At 57.9% G+C, this 17,792-nt stretch carries 18 protein-coding genes and 1 pseudogene; 9 read left to right on the forward strand and 10 right to left on the reverse strand.

Going from position 1 to position 17,792, the window contains the following annotated elements; genetic code table 11:
* The first annotated feature begins 20 nt into the window (after positions 1-20).
* The 3 genes from yrbN (at position 21) to mtr (ending at position 3,406) form a co-directional block, all read left to right on the forward strand.
* On the forward strand, positions 21-101 hold the full coding sequence (gene yrbN / locus LRS40_RS24770; RefSeq protein WP_138370335.1) for a protein YrbN: 81 nt from the start codon (positions 21-23) through the stop codon (positions 99-101).
* Complete coding sequence (locus LRS40_RS09815; RefSeq protein ID WP_142487231.1) at positions 94-2,019, forward strand: DEAD/DEAH family ATP-dependent RNA helicase; 1,926 nt, start codon at positions 94-96, stop codon at positions 2,017-2,019. The genes yrbN and LRS40_RS09815 overlap by 8 nt, the downstream gene beginning before the upstream one ends.
* Before the next feature lie 142 nt (positions 2,020-2,161).
* Positions 2,162-3,406 carry a tryptophan permease gene (gene mtr, locus LRS40_RS09820; protein WP_231313607.1) on the forward strand — a complete coding sequence of 415 codons (1,245 nt, stop codon included), beginning with the start codon at positions 2,162-2,164 and terminating at the stop codon, positions 3,404-3,406.
* An 84-nt stretch (positions 3,407-3,490) separates the two neighbouring features.
* Here the strand turns inward: mtr and LRS40_RS09825 are convergent, their stop codons facing one another.
* The 3 genes from LRS40_RS09825 to LRS40_RS09835 form a co-directional block, all read right to left on the reverse strand.
* Positions 3,491-4,498, reverse strand: coding sequence for a luciferase-like monooxygenase (locus LRS40_RS09825; protein WP_231313608.1), 1,008 nt, complete (start codon positions 4,496-4,498; stop codon positions 3,491-3,493).
* A 78-nt stretch (positions 4,499-4,576) separates the two neighbouring features.
* A complete protein-coding gene (locus LRS40_RS09830) occupies positions 4,577-5,455 on the reverse strand; it encodes a U32 family peptidase (protein WP_156264715.1) in 879 nt (292 codons plus the stop codon).
* Positions 5,456-5,463: 8 nt separating this feature from the next.
* Positions 5,464-6,459: a peptidase U32 family protein gene (locus LRS40_RS09835; protein WP_142487227.1), complete on the reverse strand. Its 996-nt coding sequence runs from the start codon at positions 6,457-6,459 to the stop codon at positions 5,464-5,466.
* A gap of 221 nt (positions 6,460-6,680) precedes the next feature.
* Between LRS40_RS09835 and LRS40_RS09840 the strand changes: the two genes are divergently transcribed.
* Positions 6,681-7,205, forward strand: a complete 525-nt coding sequence (locus LRS40_RS09840) for an SCP2 domain-containing protein (protein WP_231313609.1) — start codon at positions 6,681-6,683, stop codon at positions 7,203-7,205.
* Positions 7,199-7,702 (forward strand): GNAT family N-acetyltransferase, encoded by a 504-nt coding sequence (locus LRS40_RS09845; protein ID WP_142487225.1) that lies wholly within the window; start codon positions 7,199-7,201, stop codon positions 7,700-7,702. The genes LRS40_RS09840 and LRS40_RS09845 overlap by 7 nt, the downstream gene beginning before the upstream one ends.
* Here the strand turns inward: LRS40_RS09845 and LRS40_RS09850 are convergent.
* Positions 7,689-8,029 (reverse strand): annotated as a pseudogene (locus LRS40_RS09850) (GIY-YIG nuclease family protein). The gene LRS40_RS09845 and the pseudogene LRS40_RS09850 overlap by 14 nt on opposite strands.
* Before the next feature lie 14 nt (positions 8,030-8,043).
* Here LRS40_RS09850 and LRS40_RS09855 point away from each other — a divergent pair.
* Positions 8,044-8,472: a YhbP family protein gene (locus tag LRS40_RS09855; protein ID WP_142487223.1), complete on the forward strand. Its 429-nt coding sequence runs from the start codon at positions 8,044-8,046 to the stop codon at positions 8,470-8,472.
* Here LRS40_RS09855 and LRS40_RS09860 read toward each other — a convergent pair.
* On the reverse strand, positions 8,458-8,976 hold the full coding sequence (locus tag LRS40_RS09860; RefSeq protein ID WP_142487222.1) for a type 1 glutamine amidotransferase domain-containing protein: 519 nt from the start codon (positions 8,974-8,976) through the stop codon (positions 8,458-8,460). The two genes, LRS40_RS09855 and LRS40_RS09860, sit on opposite strands and share 15 nt — an antisense overlap.
* Before the next feature lie 126 nt (positions 8,977-9,102).
* On the opposite strand from LRS40_RS09860, the gene LRS40_RS09865 reads away from it, so the two are divergent.
* Complete coding sequence (locus LRS40_RS09865) at positions 9,103-9,747, forward strand: NAD(P)H-binding protein (protein ID WP_142487221.1); 645 nt, start codon at positions 9,103-9,105, stop codon at positions 9,745-9,747.
* A 34-nt stretch (positions 9,748-9,781) separates the two neighbouring features.
* Here LRS40_RS09865 and dolP read toward each other — a convergent pair whose 3' ends face one another.
* The 4 genes from dolP to LRS40_RS09885 are packed head-to-tail and all read right to left on the reverse strand — an operon-like array spanning position 9,782 to position 13,422.
* Complete coding sequence (gene dolP / locus LRS40_RS09870; RefSeq protein WP_156264710.1) at positions 9,782-10,357, reverse strand: division/outer membrane stress-associated lipid-binding lipoprotein; 576 nt, start codon at positions 10,355-10,357, stop codon at positions 9,782-9,784.
* Positions 10,358-10,366: 9 nt separating this feature from the next.
* Positions 10,367-10,957: a DnaA initiator-associating protein DiaA gene (diaA, locus tag LRS40_RS09875; protein WP_032614385.1), complete on the reverse strand. Its 591-nt coding sequence runs from the start codon at positions 10,955-10,957 to the stop codon at positions 10,367-10,369.
* A gap of 21 nt (positions 10,958-10,978) precedes the next feature.
* A complete protein-coding gene (locus LRS40_RS09880; protein WP_142487219.1) occupies positions 10,979-11,374 on the reverse strand; it encodes a YraN family protein in 396 nt (131 codons plus the stop codon).
* Positions 11,332-13,422 (reverse strand): penicillin-binding protein activator, encoded by a 2,091-nt coding sequence (locus tag LRS40_RS09885; protein WP_231313610.1) that lies wholly within the window; start codon positions 13,420-13,422, stop codon positions 11,332-11,334. The genes LRS40_RS09880 and LRS40_RS09885 overlap by 43 nt, the downstream gene beginning before the upstream one ends.
* A gap of 62 nt (positions 13,423-13,484) precedes the next feature.
* On the opposite strand from LRS40_RS09885, the gene rsmI reads away from it, so the two are divergent.
* Positions 13,485-14,345, forward strand: coding sequence for a 16S rRNA (cytidine(1402)-2'-O)-methyltransferase (rsmI, locus tag LRS40_RS09890; protein ID WP_231313611.1), 861 nt, complete (start codon positions 13,485-13,487; stop codon positions 14,343-14,345).
* A gap of 110 nt (positions 14,346-14,455) precedes the next feature.
* Here rsmI and garD read toward each other — a convergent pair whose 3' ends face one another.
* The gene (gene garD, locus LRS40_RS09895; protein ID WP_231313612.1) at positions 14,456-16,027 is read right to left on the reverse strand and encodes a galactarate dehydratase; all 1,572 of its coding nucleotides are present in this window, start codon (positions 16,025-16,027) and stop codon (positions 14,456-14,458) included.
* 415 nt (positions 16,028-16,442) lie between these two features.
* Here garD and LRS40_RS09900 point away from each other — a divergent pair, with 415 nt between their 5' ends.
* Positions 16,443-17,777: an MFS transporter gene (locus tag LRS40_RS09900; RefSeq protein ID WP_231313613.1), complete on the forward strand. Its 1,335-nt coding sequence runs from the start codon at positions 16,443-16,445 to the stop codon at positions 17,775-17,777.
* The last annotated feature ends 15 nt before the right edge of the window (positions 17,778-17,792 follow it).

Raw genomic sequence — 17,792 nt, forward strand, 5'->3', positions numbered from 1 at the left:
TGAGCCGGTTCACACTTTCAATGAAAATTACCGAAAATTTTCACGATGAGTTATGTAGACTGGCCGCCATTGACATTGAGGCACTCGTACTACATGGCTGAATTCGAAACCACTTTTGCAGATCTGGGCCTGAAGGCTCCTATCCTTGAATCCCTTAACGATCTGGGTTACGAAAAACCATCTCCGATCCAGGCAGAATGTATCCCACATCTGCTCTCTGGTCGTGACGTGCTGGGCATGGCCCAGACTGGTAGCGGTAAAACTGCAGCGTTCTCGCTGCCGCTGCTGAACAACATCGATCCGGACCTGCGTGCACCGCAGATCCTCGTTCTCGCTCCGACCCGTGAACTGGCTGTTCAGGTTGCGGAAGCGATGACTGAATTCTCTAAACATATGCGCGGCGTAAACGTGGTTGCCCTGTACGGCGGCCAGCGTTATGACGTGCAGTTACGCGCCCTGCGTCAGGGCCCACAGATTGTCGTCGGTACGCCGGGTCGTCTGCTGGATCACCTGAAACGCGGTACGCTGGATCTCTCTAAACTGAGCGGTCTGGTGCTGGATGAAGCTGACGAAATGCTCCGCATGGGCTTCATCGAAGACGTAGAAACCATTATGGCGCAGATCCCGGAAGGTCATCAGACCGCTCTGTTCTCTGCAACCATGCCGGAAGCGATCCGTCGCATTACCCGTCGCTTCATGAAGGATCCGCAGGAAGTGCGTATCCAGTCCAGCGTAACCACTCGCCCGGACATCAGCCAGAGCTACTGGTCTGTATACGGCATGCGTAAAAATGAAGCGCTGGTTCGTTTCCTGGAAGCAGAAGATTTTGACGCGGCGATCATCTTCGTTCGTACCAAAAATGCGACCCTGGAAGTGGCTGAAGCCCTGGAGCGTAGCGGCTACAACAGCGCCGCGCTGAACGGCGACATGAACCAGGCCCTGCGTGAGCAGACTCTGGAGCGTCTGAAAGACGGTCGTCTGGATATCCTGATTGCAACCGACGTGGCAGCACGTGGTCTGGACGTTGAGCGTATCAGCCTGGTTGTTAACTATGACATCCCGATGGACTCCGAGTCTTACGTTCACCGTATCGGCCGTACCGGTCGTGCAGGTCGTGCGGGCCGTGCGCTGCTGTTCGTTGAGAACCGCGAGCGTCGTCTGCTGCGTAACATCGAACGCACCATGAAGCTGACCATTCCAGAAGCTGACCTGCCTAACGCAGATCTGCTGGGCAAACGCCGCCTGGAAAAATTCGCCGCGAAAGTACAGCAGCAGCTGGAAAGCAGCGATCTGGATCAGTACCGTGCGCTGCTGGCGCAGATCCAGCCAACCGCTGAAGGCGAAGAGCTGGATATGGAAACGCTGGCTGCCGCTCTGCTGAAGATGGCTCAGGGTGAACGTTCCCTGATCGTGCCACCAGATGCACCGATGCGTCCTAAGCGTGAATTCCGTGACCGTGACGATCGTTTCGAACGTCGTGGCGACCGTAATGACCGCAACGATCGTGGCCCACGTGGCGACCGTCCAGAGCGTGGTGGTGAAGACCGTCCACGTCGCGAACGTCGTGACGCTGGCGAAATGGAACTGTACCGCATTGAAGTGGGCCGTGATGACGGTGTTGAAGTTCGTCACATCGTTGGCGCGATCGCTAACGAAGGCGACATCAGCAGCCGTTACATCGGTAACATCAAGCTGTTTGGTACCCACTCCACCATCGAGCTGCCAAAAGGTATGCCGGGCGAGGTTCTGCAGCACTTTACCCGTACCCGCATCCTGAACAAGCCGATGAACATGCAGCTGCTGGGTGATGCTCAGCCGCGTCCGGACCGTGGTCCGCGTCGTGAGGGCGATCGTCCTGCTGGCCGTGGTTTCGGTGGCGGCGAGCGTCGTGAAGGCGGCCGTGGTCCTCGTCGTGAAGGCGCTGCACCAGGTGCAGGTCGTTTCAGCGGTGAGCGTCGCGAAAGCCGCGGCCCACGTCGTGAAGATGGCGGTGCTCCAGCCCGTCGTCGTGACGCGTAAGCCTTACGCTTCAGTCGTAAAGTACAATATACAGCCCCGATATTGTTATCGGGGCTTTTTTTATTTCCTTTGTACTATTGTACTGGTACAGTGCAGCACATTAATATGCAGGTCCCAAATTATTGACTGGAGAATAGGCTGTATGGCGACACTAACCACCACCCAAACGTCACCCTCACTGCTCGGCGGTGTGGTGATCATCGGCGGTACCATCATTGGCGCAGGGATGTTCTCCCTGCCGGTGGTGATGTCCGGGGCGTGGTTCTTCTGGTCGCTGGCAGCGCTGGTCTTCACCTGGTTCTGTATGCTGCATTCAGGCCTGATGATCCTTGAAGCAAACCTCAACTATCGTATTGGATCGAGCTTCGACACCATCACCCGCGACCTGCTCGGCAAACGCTGGAACATCGTCAACGGCATCTCCATTGCCTTTGTGCTCTATATCCTGACCTACGCCTATATCTCGGCGAGCGGCTCGATTCTGCATCACACCCTCTCGGAGATGTCGCTGGACGTTCCGGCGCGGCTGGCGGGGCTGTGCTTTGCGCTGGGCGTGGCGTTTATTGTCTGGATGAGCACCAGGGCGGTCAGCCGGATGACGGCCATTGTGCTGGGTGCGAAGGTCATCACCTTTTTCCTGACCTTCGGCAGTCTGCTGGGGCACGTCACGCCTGCCACCCTGTTTAACGTGGCGGAGAGCAACACCTCGTACTCGCCGTATCTGCTGATGACTCTGCCGTTCTGTCTGGCGTCGTTTGGCTATCACGGCAACGTGCCGAGCCTGATGAAGTATTACGGCAAAGATCCGCGCACCATCACCCGCTGCCTGGTCTACGGTACGCTGCTGGCGCTGGGGCTGTATGCGATCTGGCTGCTGGGGACGATGGGTAACATCCCACGTCCGGAGTTCATCGGTATTGCGGAGAAGGGCGGTAATATTGATGTGCTGGTGCAGGCGTTGAGCGGGGTGCTGAACAGCCGCAGTCTGGATCTGCTGCTGGTAATCTTCTCCAACTTTGCCGTGGCCAGCTCTTTCCTCGGCGTGACCCTGGGCCTGTTTGACTATCTGGCCGATCTGTGTGGCTTTGATGATTCTGCCCTGGGCCGTCTGAAAACTGCGCTGCTGACCTTCCTGCCTCCGGCGATCGGTTGCCTGCTGTGGCCGAACGGTTTTCTGTACGCCATCGGCTATGCAGGGCTGGCGGCAACCATCTGGGCGGCAATTGTGCCAGCGCTGCTGGCACGCAAATCACGTAAACGCTTTGGCAGCCCAAAATTCCGCGTCTGGGGCGGCAAGCCGATGATTGCGCTGATTCTGGTGTTTGGGATTGGTAACGCGCTGGTGCATGTGCTGTCGAGCTTTAATCTGCTGCCGGTGTATCAGTAAGTTTTGTGCCGGATGGCGGCTACGCCTTATCCGGCCTACGCGATCCCGTAGGCCCGGTAAGCGAAGCGCCACCGGGCAAAAAGGCTACCCCACCAACTCTTCTTTCACCTGCATCGCCAGATCGAACGAATGCAACCGCGCCTGGTGATCGAAAATCTGCCCGTTCACCATGATCTCGTCGGCCTGGGTTTCACGCAGCACCGCCTCCAGCCCGTGGCGCACTTTTGCTTTATCCCCCACCAGCGACATGCTCAGTGCCTGCTGGACGCCATACTGCTCTGAGGCGGACCACAGCTGATGCATATTCTCCACCGGCGGCGGCAGCTGTCCCGTTTCGCCGCGGCGCAGCTTCATAAATGCCTGCTGCATGGAGGTAAACAGGAATTCCGCATCGCGGTTGCTGTCGGCGGCAATGATGTTGATACAGACCATCGCGTACGGTTTTTCCAGCCGCGCAGAAGGTTTGAAGTTCGTGCGATAGAGATGCAGCGCCTGATGCAGCATATCCGGTGCAAAGTGCGACGCGAAGGCAAGCGGCAGTCCCAGTTGGGCGGCCAGCTGGGCGCTGTACAGACTTGAGCCCAGCAGCCAGACCGGGATCTGCTCGCCGTAGCCCGGCACCGGACGTACCTGCGGGTTCGGATCCTGAGCGTCAAACCAGTCCACCAGCTCCGCCACATCGCGCGGGAAGTTATCAATATCACCACTCATATGACGGCGCAGCGCGCGCATGGTCGGCTGATCGCTGCCCGGCGCACGGCCCAGCCCAAGATCGATGCGGCCAGGGTAGAGCGTATTCAGGGTGCCAAACTGTTCGGCAATCACCAGCGGGGAGTGGTTCGGCAACATCACGCCGCCCGAGCCTAAATGCAGGGTAGTGGTATTGGCCGCCAGATAGCCGAGCAGCACCGAGGTGGCTGCGCTGGCGATCCCGACCATATTGTGATGCTCCGCCAGCCAGTAGCGATGATAGCCGCGCTGTTCAGCCAGGCGGGCGAGATCCAGAGAGTGGGTAAAGGCTTCTCTTGCCGAGGAGCCTTCAGGGATCGGCGCCAGGTCCAGCACCGAAAACGGAATGGATTTATCAGTCATAACAGCTCACTTTGTCGACGGTGAATCTTCAATATTGCATTAAAGTTTACCCATCATTGTTAACAAAGTGAGCCTTTTTTAGGCCTGCAGCTCCAGCCCGGCAAGGCGTCGCCAGTAGCCGTTGCACTCGCTGTTCGCGGTAAGCGGCAGCGGGGCAGCGCCATTCTCGTTGGCGCGGAAGGCGTTAATCATTGCGAACACGCTGTTGTCCAGCGGCGACAGACGCACCATATCCACCAGCCCCTGCATTGAGGCCAGCTCGTTGCCGAGATTGTAAACGTAACCGCTCATGGTCTGAATGCCGTTCAGGACAAACACCTGCTGATTCTCCTGCGACAGCATGCTGCGCCCGTTCGGGTATTTAATGCAGCAGGTTTCGCACTCGTCCTTCGGCAGATTCTCGGAGCGCGCGGTAAAGCAGCGGGCGGAGTATGCCAGCGGCAGATGGCCGTAGCTCAGCACCTCCACCTCAAACTGGTTGCGGATCCCCAGCTCGTCGCACTGGGCCAGTATGTTGACCAGCCAGTCACGGGAAAGCTCCACCGGCATACACCAGCGCGTCATGCCTTGTTTAAGCAGCAGACGCAGGGTAACGGCGTTATAGCAGTTCAGGGCATGCCCGGCGACAAAGGGCAGTTTGCGCTCGGCGCACAGGTTCACCACGCCCAGATCGCTGGCTTCCAGCAGAAACTCGCCGTTATCGACGTAGCGTTTCAGCTCGTTCAGTTCCGACGAAGCCTGCACCAGCGCCAGGGTGGAAAGCACCACCTGCTTGCCGCTGTCGGCCAGGCTTTTCGCCATATCCAGCCAGTCGCCCACTTTGGTGGCGCGACGCTTACTGCATACTGTCTCACCCAGATAAATCACATCGGCCTGGCTGGTTGCCGCCTGCTGGTAGAAATCCTCCAGCGTCTCTTTTGACCAGTAGTAGAGCACCGGCCCTAATGAATATTTCATGCGTTATCTCACTGCCATTTACGGTGATACGCGCCCAGCGTGGTCTGGGTACCTTCGGACATCGCGCCCAGGGTCTCCATCCATGCGGGCTGCGGTGCATATTGCTTCGGATCCGCCATGCAGCGATCGATCGCCTGGCGCCACACTTTTGCTACCTGGCTGACGTACGCCGGGCTGCGCTGGCGACCTTCGATTTTCACCGACGCGATATTGGCGGCCAGCAGCTCCGGCAGCAGCTCCAGGGTGTTAAGGCTGGTAGGCTCTTCCAGGGCATGATAGCGTTCGCCATCCACCAGATAGCGGCCTTTACACAGCGTCGGATAGCCGGCGTTCTCATCGTCCTGATAGCGGTCGATTAGCACCTCGTTCAGCCGTGATTCCAGCCCCTGCGGCGTTTGCTGCCAGCGCACAAAGCGAGCCGGAGAGCAGGCGCCCACGGTATTGGGAGATTCCCCGGTTAAGTAGGAGGAGAGGTAACAGCGTCCTTCGGCCATGATGCACAGGCTGCCAAAGGCAAAAACTTCCAGCGGAACTGGCGTGACGCGAGCCAGTTGCTTAACCTGATGAATAGAAAGCACGCGCGGCAGCACCACGCGCGCCACGTCGAAGTGACGATGGTAAAAGCGAATGGCCTCTTCGTTGGTGGCCGATGCCTGAACCGAGACATGGCGCTCAATATGGGGATAGCGTTCGGCGGCATACTCCAGCATGGCGAGGTCGGCAAGGATCAGCGCGTCGGCACCCAGCTGTGCCGCCATATCCACCGCGCGCTGCCAGCGTTGATAGCCGTCGGGGTGAGCAAAGGTATTAATAGCGATATGCAGCTTGCGGCGGTGCTGGTGCACGAAGCTCACCGCTTCCTGCAGCTTTTTCTCGGTAAAATTGAGACCAGCGAAGTGACGGGCATTGGTATCGTCCTTCAGCCCGATATAAACCGCATCGGCGCCGTTTTCGATGGCCGCCTTAAGCGCCGGTAGATTTCCAGCAGGGCAGAGCAGCTCCATAATTTATCCTGACGTTCGCAGCCCCATGGGGATGCAAAATTGTTATCGAACAGCGATTTTAATTAACCATCAGGCGACAATTTTTGATTTAAGGCAGCTAATGGCGTATTGATGGCACCAATAATGGATTACGCCGGACGCCACTTTGTTGATTTACGCCGCTATACCCACGACTGGATATGGCAAAATATCAGGACTATAGATATCAGGGAGTATTGCTCGTGCTGGATAAACTGCGTTCACGTCTCGTACAATTTGGCCCGTCGCTGCTGAGCGTGCCGGTGAAACTGGCGCCCTTCGCGCTAAAGCGCCAGGTGCTGGAGCAGGTGCTAAGCTGGCAATTCCGTCAGGCGCTGGCGGAAGGCGAGCTGGCGTTTCTGGAAGGGCGCTGGTTATGTATCGAGGTGCGGGATATCGGCCTGCGCTGGTACACCTCCGTTGAAAACGAAAAGCTGGTGGTACGCGAATCCGCAGAGGCGGATGTCAGCTTCAGCGCCGACGCCAGCGATCTGCTGATGATCGCGGCGCGTAAACAGGATCCCGACACGCTCTTTTTCCAGCGCCGTCTGGTGATTGAAGGCGATACCGAGTTAGGTCTGTATGTCAAAAACCTGATGGATGCCATCGAGCTGGAGCAGATGCCAAAGCCGCTGCGCGTGGCGCTGCTGCAACTGGCCGATTTTGTCGAGGCGGGTTTGAAAACTCCGCCGGAGAGTAAACACACTTCTGTAGGTGAGCCATGTTGATTCGAGTAGAGATTGGGATCGATGCGCCGGGTATCGATGCCTTATTACGCCGGACCTTCGAAGGGGACGGAGAGGCGCAGCTGGTTCAGGACCTTCGTGAAGATGGCCTGATTACCCTGGGCCTGGTGGCTACCGACGATGAGGGGCAGGTGGTGGGCTACGTCGCCTTTAGCCCGGTCACCGTGCAGGGTGAAGAGCTGCAGTGGGTTGGCATGGCGCCGCTGGCGGTGGATGAAAACTACCGCGGACAAGGCCTGGCGCGTCAGCTGGTCTATGAAGGGCTGGATTCGCTCAATGAGTTTGGCTATGCCGCCGTGGTCACGCTGGGCGATCCGGCGTTCTACAGCCGTTTAGGCTTCGAGAAAGCCGCTCATTACGATCTGCGCTGCCGCTGGCCGGGCACCGAGTCGGCCTTCCAGCTGCACGGTCTGGCTGATGATGCGCTTAACGGTGTCAGCGGCCTGGTCGAATACCACGACCACTTTAATCGCTTTTAATTAGCGGCGTTTGCAGGCTCTCGCGCAGCGCCTCAAACGTTCCATCTCCGCTGACGAGGCGCTCTTTCTGGCGCTTCGTCAGCTGTTTGATCCGGTACTCCAGCCTCAGCGCCAGCGAGCGATCCCCCACGACGGCGGAAAATGCCAGCGTCAGCTCGCCTTTGCCGCGTAACGCCTTCGCCCCTTTTCCGGTTTGATGTTGCAGGAAGCGACGCGGGACATCGGTAGTAATGCCCGTATAGAGCGCATTATCAGCGGTTCGAACAAGATAGAGAAACCAGCACACGGCGAAAGATTCAGTATGTTAAGGTGAACGCACCTTAGCACGAGAGAGAAGCGAAATGGAAACTCTGGCCGCCATCAACCGCTGGCTGGCGAAGCAGCATGTCGTCACCTGGTGTGTTCACCACGAGGATGAGCTGTGGTGCGCAAATGCCTTTTACTATTACGACCCCCAGCGCGTGGCCTTTTACGTTTTAAGCGAAGATAAAACCCGCCATGCGCAGATGAGCGGCAAGCAGGCCAAAGTAGCGGGCACCGTCAACGGGCAGCCGAAAACCGTGGCGTTGATCCGCGGGGTGCAGTTTAAAGGGGAGATCCGTCGTCTGGAGGGGGAGGAAAGCGACGCGATGCGTAAGCACTATCTTCGTCGCTTTCCGGTTGCCGCGGCCATGCCAGCTCCGGTATGGGAGATCCGCCTGGATGAACTCAAGTTCACTGACAACACCTTAGGCTTTGGTAAAAAACATCACTGGCTACGCGCCGAGTAAGCGCAGCGCCTCACGATTAAAGGCGATAAGATCTTCCGGCGTCCGGCTGGTGACCAGCTGATCCTTATCGACCACCACCTCCTGATCGTGAAAATCCGCCCCGGCGTTTTTGAGATCGATGGCAATCGATTTTACGCCCGTCAGTTTGCGGCCGCGCACCACTTCGGCGCTGATCAACAGCTGCGGGCCGTGGCAGATGGCAAATACCGGTTTGCCGGAAGCGACAAAATCACGGGTAAAGGTCACGAAGCGCGAGTCGCTGCGCAGCGAGTCCGGGGAGTGGCCGCCGGGCAGCAGCAGAGCATCAAAGTCTGCGGGCCGTACCTCGTCGATGGCCTTATCAATAGGAACGCTGGCTTCGCCTTTGTGGCCTTTCACCGTTTTCCCCGCCTGTTTTTCGATTGTGATCACCTCATGCCCCGCTTTGCGAAACGCCTCGGCAGGCGAGGTGAACTCTGAATCTTCAAACTCGTCGGTGATCAAGACTGCAATTTTCTTGCTCATGTTTCCTCCGTTGTTTTGGCTTCAGACAGCTTTTTCTTCGCTTGTGGTAGATACTTAGCGATGAGACTACTAAGTGTGGTTGAGGGATGTGAAATCGCATACGGACTAATCTGCAAAGGAGGAGTCATGAGTCAGGTTTTAATTACCGGTGCGACCGGCCTGGTGGGCGGGCACCTGCTGCGGATGCTTATTCAGGAGCGAAAGGTCAACTATATCGCCGCCCCGACGCGTCGCCCGCTGGGCGATATTGAAGGGGTGTTTAATCCGCACGATCCGCAGCTGACCGATGCGCTGGCCCAGGTTCAGGATCCGGTGGACACCGTCTTTTGCTGTCTGGGCACCACGCGGCGTGAGGCGGGCAGCAAAGAGGCCTTTATCCATGCCGACTACACCCTGGTGGTGGATACGGCCCTGACCGGCAAACGGCTCGGAGCGAAGCATCTGCTGGTGGTCAGCGCGATGGGCGCTAACGCGCACTCGCCGTTCTTCTACAACAAGGTGAAAGGCAAGATGGAAGAGGCCCTGATCGCCCAGAAGTGGGAGCGGCTGACCATCGTGCGTCCGTCGATGCTGCTGGGGGAGCGGGAGAAGCATCGCTTCAGCGAATCGCTGTTTGCACCGCTGTTCAGCCTGTTGCCCGGCAATCTGAAGTCAATAGACGCACGGGATGTGGCGCAGGTGATGTTGCAGGAGGCGCTGGGGGCGTCACCGGCTGGCGTCAATATTATTTCGTCAGCGAAGCTCAGGGAGATGGCGCAGGGCGAGGGGTAATGGCCCTCTGCCGATGGCAGAGGGCAGGAGAGAACTACTTCAGGTAGGTAAAGGCGGTGGTAACGTGCTTGACGCCGCTCACCCGGCTGGCGATATCCGCCGCCGCTTTCCCTTCACGATCGGTTACCAGGCCGAGCAGGAACACTTCGCCGTTCTCGGTGGTCACTTTCACGTTAGACGATTTCACCTGATCGCTGCCCAACAGCTGGGAGCGCACTTTGGTGGTGATCCAGGTATCGTTGGATGCATCGCCCAGGCCAATCGGCTGGCCCTGACGCACCTCGTTAAACACCTCGGTTGTGCCCTCTACGCCCATGGCGATCTGCTTCGCGCGTGCAGCAAGTTCGGTATTCGGTGCCTGGCCTGCCAGCAGCACTTTGCCCTGGTAAGCCGTGACGTTGATGCGCGCTTCTTTCTTGATCTGCTGGTCTTTGGACAAGGCGCTGTTCACGCGCAGTTCCAGGGTGCTGTCATCCACCTGTGTGCCCACGGAACGCGGGTCAGTCGCGGCTTTAGTGCCTACTGCGGCAGTACCCACTACCGCTGCAGCCACACATCCCTGAAGCAGCAGCGCAGAAATAAGGACTGCGAGGGGCGAAAATGCCTTCATGTATACTCCTTAATCATCCTGGTGAGGGAAAAGCGTGTTATCGATCAGATCGCATAAACAGTTCACCGTCAGCATGTGCATCTCCTGAATGCGCGCGCTGCGGTGGGAAGGAATACGGATCTCAACATCATGAGGACCTAACAGCCCCGCCAGCTCGCCGCCATCGTAACCGGTCAGGGCGACGATGGTCATATCGCGCGTGACGGCGGCTTCAACGGCCTTGACGATGTCGCGGCTGTTGCCGCGCGTAGAGATCGCCAGCAGCACATCACCGGCATGCCCTAACGCACGCACCTGTTTGGCATAGATCTCATCATGGAGACGATCGTTAGCAATCGCCGTTAAGACCACGTTATCGGTATTAAGTGCAATGGCAGGTAAACTGGGGCGCTCTGTCTCAAAACGATTGATCATACTGGCAGCAAAATGCTGTGCGTTGGCGGCCGAGGTGCCGTTGCCACAACAGAGGATTTTGTTGCCGTTGAGCAGGGATTGTACCAGCGTCATCGCCGCACGGGAGATGGCGTCCGGCAGCGCTTCTGCCGCTGCGATCTGAGTCTGAATGCTTTCGGTGAAGCACACCTTAATTCTTTCGAGCACGATATCCCTTAACGATCTGATTTACGCGTCTGCGCCGAAGGCGTTTTTGAACCATTCGATGGCGTTTCCGGTGAAGGCTACCACATCGAACCGGCAATCCACAGTATCAAAGCTGCCATTATGCCGGACAAGCCACAACTGGGCGGTGAGTAATAATTTTTGTTGCTTGGCCCGGGTCACGCTGGCAGCGGCACCGCCATAGCGGGCTGACTGGCGGTAGCGCACCTCAATGAACACGATGGTCGGGCCGTCCTGCATGATAAGGTCAATTTCACCGCCGCGGACGCGAACGTTGGCGGCGATAAAGCGCAGTCCTTTGCGCTCAAGCCAGCGACGCGCCTGAAGCTCGCGCGCGTCGCCGGTCTGTTTGCGGGTTAACTCGCCGGAACGATCTGTCCCTGCTGGTATTTGAGCCATGATAACTTCCTGTTAATCACGCAGTCCTGAGTGGCGGTGAGATCGCCGGTATTGCCGTTAAGGGTGAAGCCTGGCACCTGGCGCATCTGGGTGAAATGGTTCGCCAGCGCCCATGCGTCCACGCCCATGGCATACAGACGCGCCAGCGAGTAGTCGTTACGTACGCTGCTCAGCGCCTGCTGCATTAGCGCCGGGTTGGCGCCTGCCAGCATTGGAATTTCGCTGTACTGCAGGCCCTCCATCTCAAGACGGAAGTCCGGGCCGGCGGTGCCCTGCGCGCTGCGCGAGCTGGCATACAGCGACACGCCAGCCTGGCTGCCGTTACGCATGGCGATCATCGGTTTGATAAAGGCGATCTCTTCCGGGGTGGCAACGATGTAAGCCGCATCGACATTGCCGCCGCCGCTAATCTGCGCGTCCGTTGGCGGTGCCGGGATGGTCAGGCCACCAATCGTCACGCCCTGCTGCTGCGGCAGGCTGGAGGTGACCGGGCTACCGGTCAGAGCAATACCTGCCCCGCCGTTAACGCCTGCACGCAGTTCAGAGCTTGAGCCAAACTTCTGCTGCAGAACAATGCCGCCGCCCAGCTGCTGCCACTCCTCGGCAAAGGCGGTGGCGACGCGATCACCCAGCTGGCTGCGCGGGATCAACAGCAGAGGAGCCTGCTTACCTTGCTCGTGGATATGGCGCGCGGCATCGCGAGCTTCGTCTTCTGGCGACAGGGCGAAGTAGCAGACGTTAGGGAGATTCTGTACCTGCTCCGGCTGGTTCAGCGCCAGCACGTTCAGCGAGGTATTGCTCTTCATCAGCTCTTCGACGTTGTTTTTCAGCAGCGGGCCTACCACGATGCTGGCGCCATCCTGCTGGACCTGGTTCAGCACCTGGTCGAGCGGCTGGGTGCTGGTGTCATACACCTTCACCTCGGCGGCCGGGTTGGCGAGTGCCGTGGCCTGAGGTGACTGCGCGGCGACAGGAGCCTGCTGCGGATCCTGCACGGTGTTATCCGGCGCGGTGACGGGCTGGGTGGTTTCAGGGGCCTGGACCGGCTCCTGCATCGTACCTTCCTGGGCGATGACAGGTTGGGCCGTGGTCAGATCGTTGGTTTCGGCACTGGACGGACTCACCACATCGCCGGCGTTGGCAGCCTGGGCAACCTGGGCAGGGACGGCGCTACCGGTGACGGCCGCCGTGCCATTTCTCGCTGCGTCAAAACCTTGCTGGATAGTGCGGCCAAAGACGGCGGCCTGGCCATCCAGCGGCAGCAGTAGCGCGATTTTGCTGGTGGAGGCGGGCTTGAAGTTCTGCACATTGACCAGCTGCGTTGGCAGCATGGTCGCCCCCGGGTTGTTCGGGTAGCGGGTCTGCCAGTCTTTGATCCCGGCTTTCAACATATTGGGATCGTTGCGGTTATCGAACCAGACGCGCTGCAGATCCAGCCAGCCCTGCAGGATATTTTCGTCGGCATTGATCACCAGCGCATTGGCCTGATCGGGATTCATGGCGGAGAGCGCCTGCCAGGTGGCATCGATATTTTTCTGTTTTTCGGCGGCGGCGAGCAGCGGCTCCTGGGCAATCAGCGCCCGCAGCAGCGTCAGGGAAGGGCGCCCCTGTTCCGCGGCAATACCGGCCTGCCAGAAACGCGCCTGCTGGTTTTTATCGAGCGTGCTGAGGTCGATATTCCCGAGGATCTTCTTCGCTCCGGCAACGTCGTTCTGCGCAATTTTCAGTTCAGCGGCCAGCAGTGACTGCTCGCGGCGCTGGGTGTCGCTCAAATCCTGCGGCAACTGATTAAACAGATCGGCGGCATGCTGGGTTTTACCCTCTTTCAGCAGTGCACGAATGGCGAGTAATTGCCAGTTGATCCGGGTATCATCGGAGCTCTGCTCCATCTGGTGCAGATAGAAGCCGGAGTCGGCCTGCGCGGCACCCTCCATATGGGCAGCACTTTGATCGGGCGCCTGGGTACCGCAGCCAGCAAAGATCAGGGCTGCCAGCACCAGCGGAAGGCTGCGCGTGACTTTATTATGAAGAAACGTTAAGGGTACCATACTGTATCCAGTGATATTTTTTACGCAATGCTCAATATTAAATCGGCAATACGGATGAAACAATGAAACAACACGAAACGGCAGATAATTCTCAGGGTCAGCTTTATATTGTACCTACTCCTATCGGGAATTTATCTGATATTACCCAACGTGCGCTCACCGTGTTGCAAAGCGTTGATCTTATTGCTGCTGAAGATACCCGGCACACCGGCCTGCTCCTGCAACATTTCGCGATTAACGCCCGCCTGTTTGCCCTGCACGATCATAACGAGCAACAAAAAGCCGAAACGCTGGTGGCTAAGCTGAAAGAGGGGCAGAACATCGCCCTGGTATCCGATGCCGGTACGCCGCTGATCAACGACCCGGGGTATCACCTGGTCCGCACCTGCCGCGAAGCCGGTATTCGCGTAGTACCGCTGCCGGGTCCGTGCGCGGCCATTGCTGCCCTGAGCGCCGCGGGCCTGCCGTCGGATCGTTTCTGCTATGAAGGTTTCCTGCCCGCCAAATCCAAAGGCCGTCGCGACGTCCTGAAGGCGCTGGAAGCTGAACCCCGCACCCTGATCTTCTACGAATCCACCCACCGTCTGCTGGAGAGCCTGGAGGACATGGTGGCGGTCTGGGGCGAAGCCCGTTATGTAGTGCTGGCGCGCGAGCTGACCAAAACCTGGGAGACCATCCACGGCCTGCCGGTGGGCGAGCTGCTGGCCTGGGTGAAAGAGGACGAAAACCGCCGCAAGGGCGAAATGGTGCTGATTGTCGAAGGGCACAAAGCGACAGAAGACGCGCTGCCTGCCGACGCGCTGCGCACGCTTGTGCTGTTGCAGGCCGAGCTGCCGCTGAAAAAAGCGGCCGCGCTGGCGGCGGAGATCCACGGCGTGAAAAAGAACGCGCTGTATAAGTACGCCCTGGAGCAGGGGGAGTAAGACACGAACTTCTGCCGGGTGGCGCTGCGCTTACCCGGTCTACAATACTGGCAAGAACCAAAGGCAAAAAAGCATGGCCGGAGCCATGCTAAAAGAGGTTTACTGCAAACTCAGGTCACAGGTGCCGGGTTAAATACCGCCAGCTGATTGTGTAATCCCCACTGATCGGAGAAGGTTTTCTTGCGGCCGCTGGCCACGTCGAGAATGAAGTGGAACAGCTTCCAGCCCACGTCCTCAATGCTCTCTTCGCCGGTGGCGATGGTGCCCGCGTTGATATCCATCAGATCAAACCAACGGTTAGCCAGTTCGGTACGGGTCGCCATTTTAATGACCGGAACCGCCATCAGGCCGTACGGGGTGCCGCGCCCGGTAGTGAACACCTGCACGGTGATCCCGGAGGCCACCTGTTGGGTGCCGCAGACGAAATCGCTGGCCGGCGTGGCGGCATAGATCAGGCCGCGTTTGGTTGGGCGCTGGCCCGGGGAGAGCACCTCGACAATGGCGCTCTGGCCCGATTTGGCGATAGAGCCCAGGGCTTTTTCCACCACGTTCGCCAGGCCGCCTTTCTTGTTGCCCGGGGAGGGGTTAGCGCTGCGGTCGGTTTTGCCCATGTCGAGATAGTTATCGTACCAGGCCATCTCTTCCAGCAGGCGTTTGCCTACCTCTTCGTTAATGGCGCGTGGGGTGAGCAGGTGGATCGCATCGCGCACTTCGGTGACTTCCGAGAACATCACCGTTGCGCCGCAGCGCACCAGCAGATCCGAGGCATAGCCCACGGCCGGGTTAGCGGTTACGCCGGAGAAGGCGTCGCTGCCGCCGCACTGCATCCCCACCACCAGCTCAGAGGCCGGGCAGGTTTCACGCTTGTGCTGATTCAGTTTTGCCAGATGGCGCTCTGCAACCTGCAGAATATCATCGACCATCGAACGGAAACCGACGTGCTGATCGTCCTGCAAACGCACGATGCTGGCGCTATCCACCGGGATAGCCTGGGTATCCTCGGTGCCCTGCAGCAGTTTTTCAGGCACGAGTTTTTCGCAGCCAAGGCCCACCACCATCACTTCGCCGCCGAAGTTCGGGTTGAGGGCAATATTGTGGATGGTGCGGATCGGCACAATGGCCGCCGGGGCGTTGATCGCTACGCCGCAGCCGTACAGGTGGTTCAGACCGACCACGCCGTCAACGTTCGGGTATTTTGGCAGCAGGTCGCGCTCGATGATCTTCACTACAAAATCGACAACCCCCGCCACGCAGTGCACGCTGGTGCTGATGCCGAGCAGGTTTTTGGTGCCGACGCTGCCGTCTGCATTGCGATAGCCTTCGAAGGTGTAGCCTTCCAGGGCTGGCATTGGCTCCGGCACGCGGGTCGCCAGCGGCAGGGTGTTCAGCGGCGGTGCTTCCGGCAGGGCTACCAGCGACTCGTCAATCCAGCTGCCCTGCGGGATCGCCCGCACGGCATAGCCAATGACTTCGCCATAGCGCACGATTTCGCCCTGCGCCGGGATATCGACCAGCGCCACTTTATGGCCCTGCGGAATATGCTCGATCAGTTCAAGCCCGTCAGGGAAACGCGTTCCGGCTTTTAACCCCTGATCGTTAACAATAATCGCCACGTTATCGGTGTCGTGCACCTTAATATAAAACGCGCCCGGCGACGTTTGTCGAATTTCGATGTCGGCCATTGTCCAGTATTCTCCAGCGAGTGGGGGATAATTAATTCGTAAAAGAGTACGTGTATTTTCTTGTTATCGGAAATAAAGACTCTGCTCAGTGGAATAAAGAATGTCAGGCGCAGGGAATTAAAAACGTGATCGCGATCACTCATTTTTTACCTTGGTCTGTGCATAAGGGGGGCAATAGCGAAATCTGTGCATCAGCGCCCAGGGTGTTGTGCATATGCTCAAAATAATATTCATAAGACCTTATATAATTGAGCGGTTACACAATGCGCGTCCTGGGGTGGTTGATTATACTCATTAACGATTTCATGGTATCGGATTAATTATCCGTATTTGCCTGCCATTACTGAAATAATCAGGAATGCCTCTTTCTTAAAATAATAAAAATAATTTCGCTGATGTGCCAGAGGAAATAAAAATGTTGCTGGATACTACCGTTGAAACAAAAAAGGTTGCCCCAACCCGCTATTTAATATTGCTCATTATATTTATTGTAACCGCGGTCAATTACGCCGACCGCGCCACGCTCTCTATTGCCGGTACGGAAGTCGCCAAAGAGCTCCAGTTGAGCGCCGTGTCGATGGGCTACATCTTCTCCGCCTTCGGCTGGGCCTACCTGCTGATGCAGATCCCCGGCGGCTGGCTGCTGGATAAGTTCGGTTCGAAAAAGGTTTATACGTACAGCCTGTTCTTCTGGTCGCTGTTCACCTTTATGCAGGGCTTTGTCGATTTCTTCCCGCTGGCATGGGCGGGCATCTCGATGTTCTTTATGCGCTTTATGCTCGGCTTCTCCGAGGCGCCGTCCTTCCCGGCCAACGCCCGTATCGTGGCGGCCTGGTTCCCGACCAAAGAGCGCGGTACGGCCTCTGCCATCTTTAACTCTGCACAATATTTCTCGCTGGCGCTGTTCTCCCCTCTGCTCGGCTGGCTGACCTTCGCCTGGGGCTGGGAACATGTCTTTACCGTGATGGGGGTGATTGGTTTTGTCCTGACCGGGATGTGGGTGAAGTTTATCCACAACCCAACCGACCACCCACGCATGACCGCGGAAGAGCTGAAGTTCATTAAGGACGGCGGCGCGGTGGTCGACATGGATCATAAAAAGCCGGGCGACAAAGCGGCCAGCGGTCCGAAGCTGCATTACATCAAACAGTTATTGTCCAACCGCATGATGCTGGGCGTGTTTTTCGGGCAATACTTTATCAACACCATCACCTGGTTCTTCCTCACCTGGTTCCCGATTTACCTGGTGCAGGAGAAGGGGATGTCGATTCTGAAGGTGGGTCTGGTGGCTTCCATTCCGGCGCTGTGCGGTTTTGCCGGTGGCGTGCTGGGCGGGGTGTTCTCGGATCACCTGATTAAGAAAGGCAAGTCGATTACCCTGGCGCGTAAGCTGCCGATTGTGCTGGGCATGCTGCTGGCCTCCTCAATCATTCTGTGCAACTACACCAATAACACCGCGCTGGTGGTAGCCCTGATGGCGCTGGCCTTCTTCGGTAAAGGGTTTGGTGCCCTGGGCTGGCCGGTGATTTCCGATACCGCACCAAAAGAGATTGTTGGGCTGTGTGGTGGTGTGTTTAACGTCTTTGGCAACGTAGCGTCAATTGTCACTCCGCTGGTGATTGGCTATCTGGTCAGTGAACTGCATTCGTTCAACGCGGCACTGGTATTCGTAGGCTGTTCCGCGCTGATGGCGATGTTCTGCTACCTGTTCGTAGTGGGTGACATCAAACGTATGGAATTGCAGAAATAAGCAAAGGTATAAGCG

It is taken from the genome of Leclercia sp. G3L, assembly GCF_021117075.1.
In the GTDB taxonomy this organism is placed as follows: domain Bacteria; phylum Pseudomonadota; class Gammaproteobacteria; order Enterobacterales; family Enterobacteriaceae; genus Enterobacter; species Enterobacter adecarboxylatus_C.

Coding starts and splice junctions, on each gene's coding strand:
- LRS40_RS09900 (WP_231313613.1), top strand. CDS start 16,443: ATGTTGCTGGATACTACCGTTGAAACAAAAAAGGTTGCCCCAACCCGC.
- LRS40_RS09885 (WP_231313610.1), bottom strand. CDS start 13,422: ATGGTACCCTTAACGTTTCTTCATAATAAAGTCACGCGCAGCCTTCCG.
- LRS40_RS09825 (WP_231313608.1), bottom strand. CDS start 4,498: ATGACTGATAAATCCATTCCGTTTTCGGTGCTGGACCTGGCGCCGATC.
- LRS40_RS09815 (WP_142487231.1), top strand. CDS start 94: ATGGCTGAATTCGAAACCACTTTTGCAGATCTGGGCCTGAAGGCTCCT.
- garD (WP_231313612.1), bottom strand. CDS start 16,027: ATGGCCGACATCGAAATTCGACAAACGTCGCCGGGCGCGTTTTATATT.
- LRS40_RS09860 (WP_142487222.1), bottom strand. CDS start 8,976: ATGAGCAAGAAAATTGCAGTCTTGATCACCGACGAGTTTGAAGATTCA.
- LRS40_RS09830 (WP_156264715.1), bottom strand. CDS start 5,455: ATGAAATATTCATTAGGGCCGGTGCTCTACTACTGGTCAAAAGAGACG.
- LRS40_RS09835 (WP_142487227.1), bottom strand. CDS start 6,459: ATGGAGCTGCTCTGCCCTGCTGGAAATCTACCGGCGCTTAAGGCGGCC.
- rsmI (WP_231313611.1), top strand. CDS start 13,485: ATGAAACAACACGAAACGGCAGATAATTCTCAGGGTCAGCTTTATATT.
- mtr (WP_231313607.1), top strand. CDS start 2,162: ATGGCGACACTAACCACCACCCAAACGTCACCCTCACTGCTCGGCGGT.
- LRS40_RS09865 (WP_142487221.1), top strand. CDS start 9,103: ATGAGTCAGGTTTTAATTACCGGTGCGACCGGCCTGGTGGGCGGGCAC.
- yrbN (WP_138370335.1), top strand. CDS start 21: ATGAAAATTACCGAAAATTTTCACGATGAGTTATGTAGACTGGCCGCC.
- LRS40_RS09855 (WP_142487223.1), top strand. CDS start 8,044: ATGGAAACTCTGGCCGCCATCAACCGCTGGCTGGCGAAGCAGCATGTC.
- dolP (WP_156264710.1), bottom strand. CDS start 10,357: ATGAAGGCATTTTCGCCCCTCGCAGTCCTTATTTCTGCGCTGCTGCTT.
- LRS40_RS09845 (WP_142487225.1), top strand. CDS start 7,199: ATGTTGATTCGAGTAGAGATTGGGATCGATGCGCCGGGTATCGATGCC.
- LRS40_RS09880 (WP_142487219.1), bottom strand. CDS start 11,374: ATGGCTCAAATACCAGCAGGGACAGATCGTTCCGGCGAGTTAACCCGC.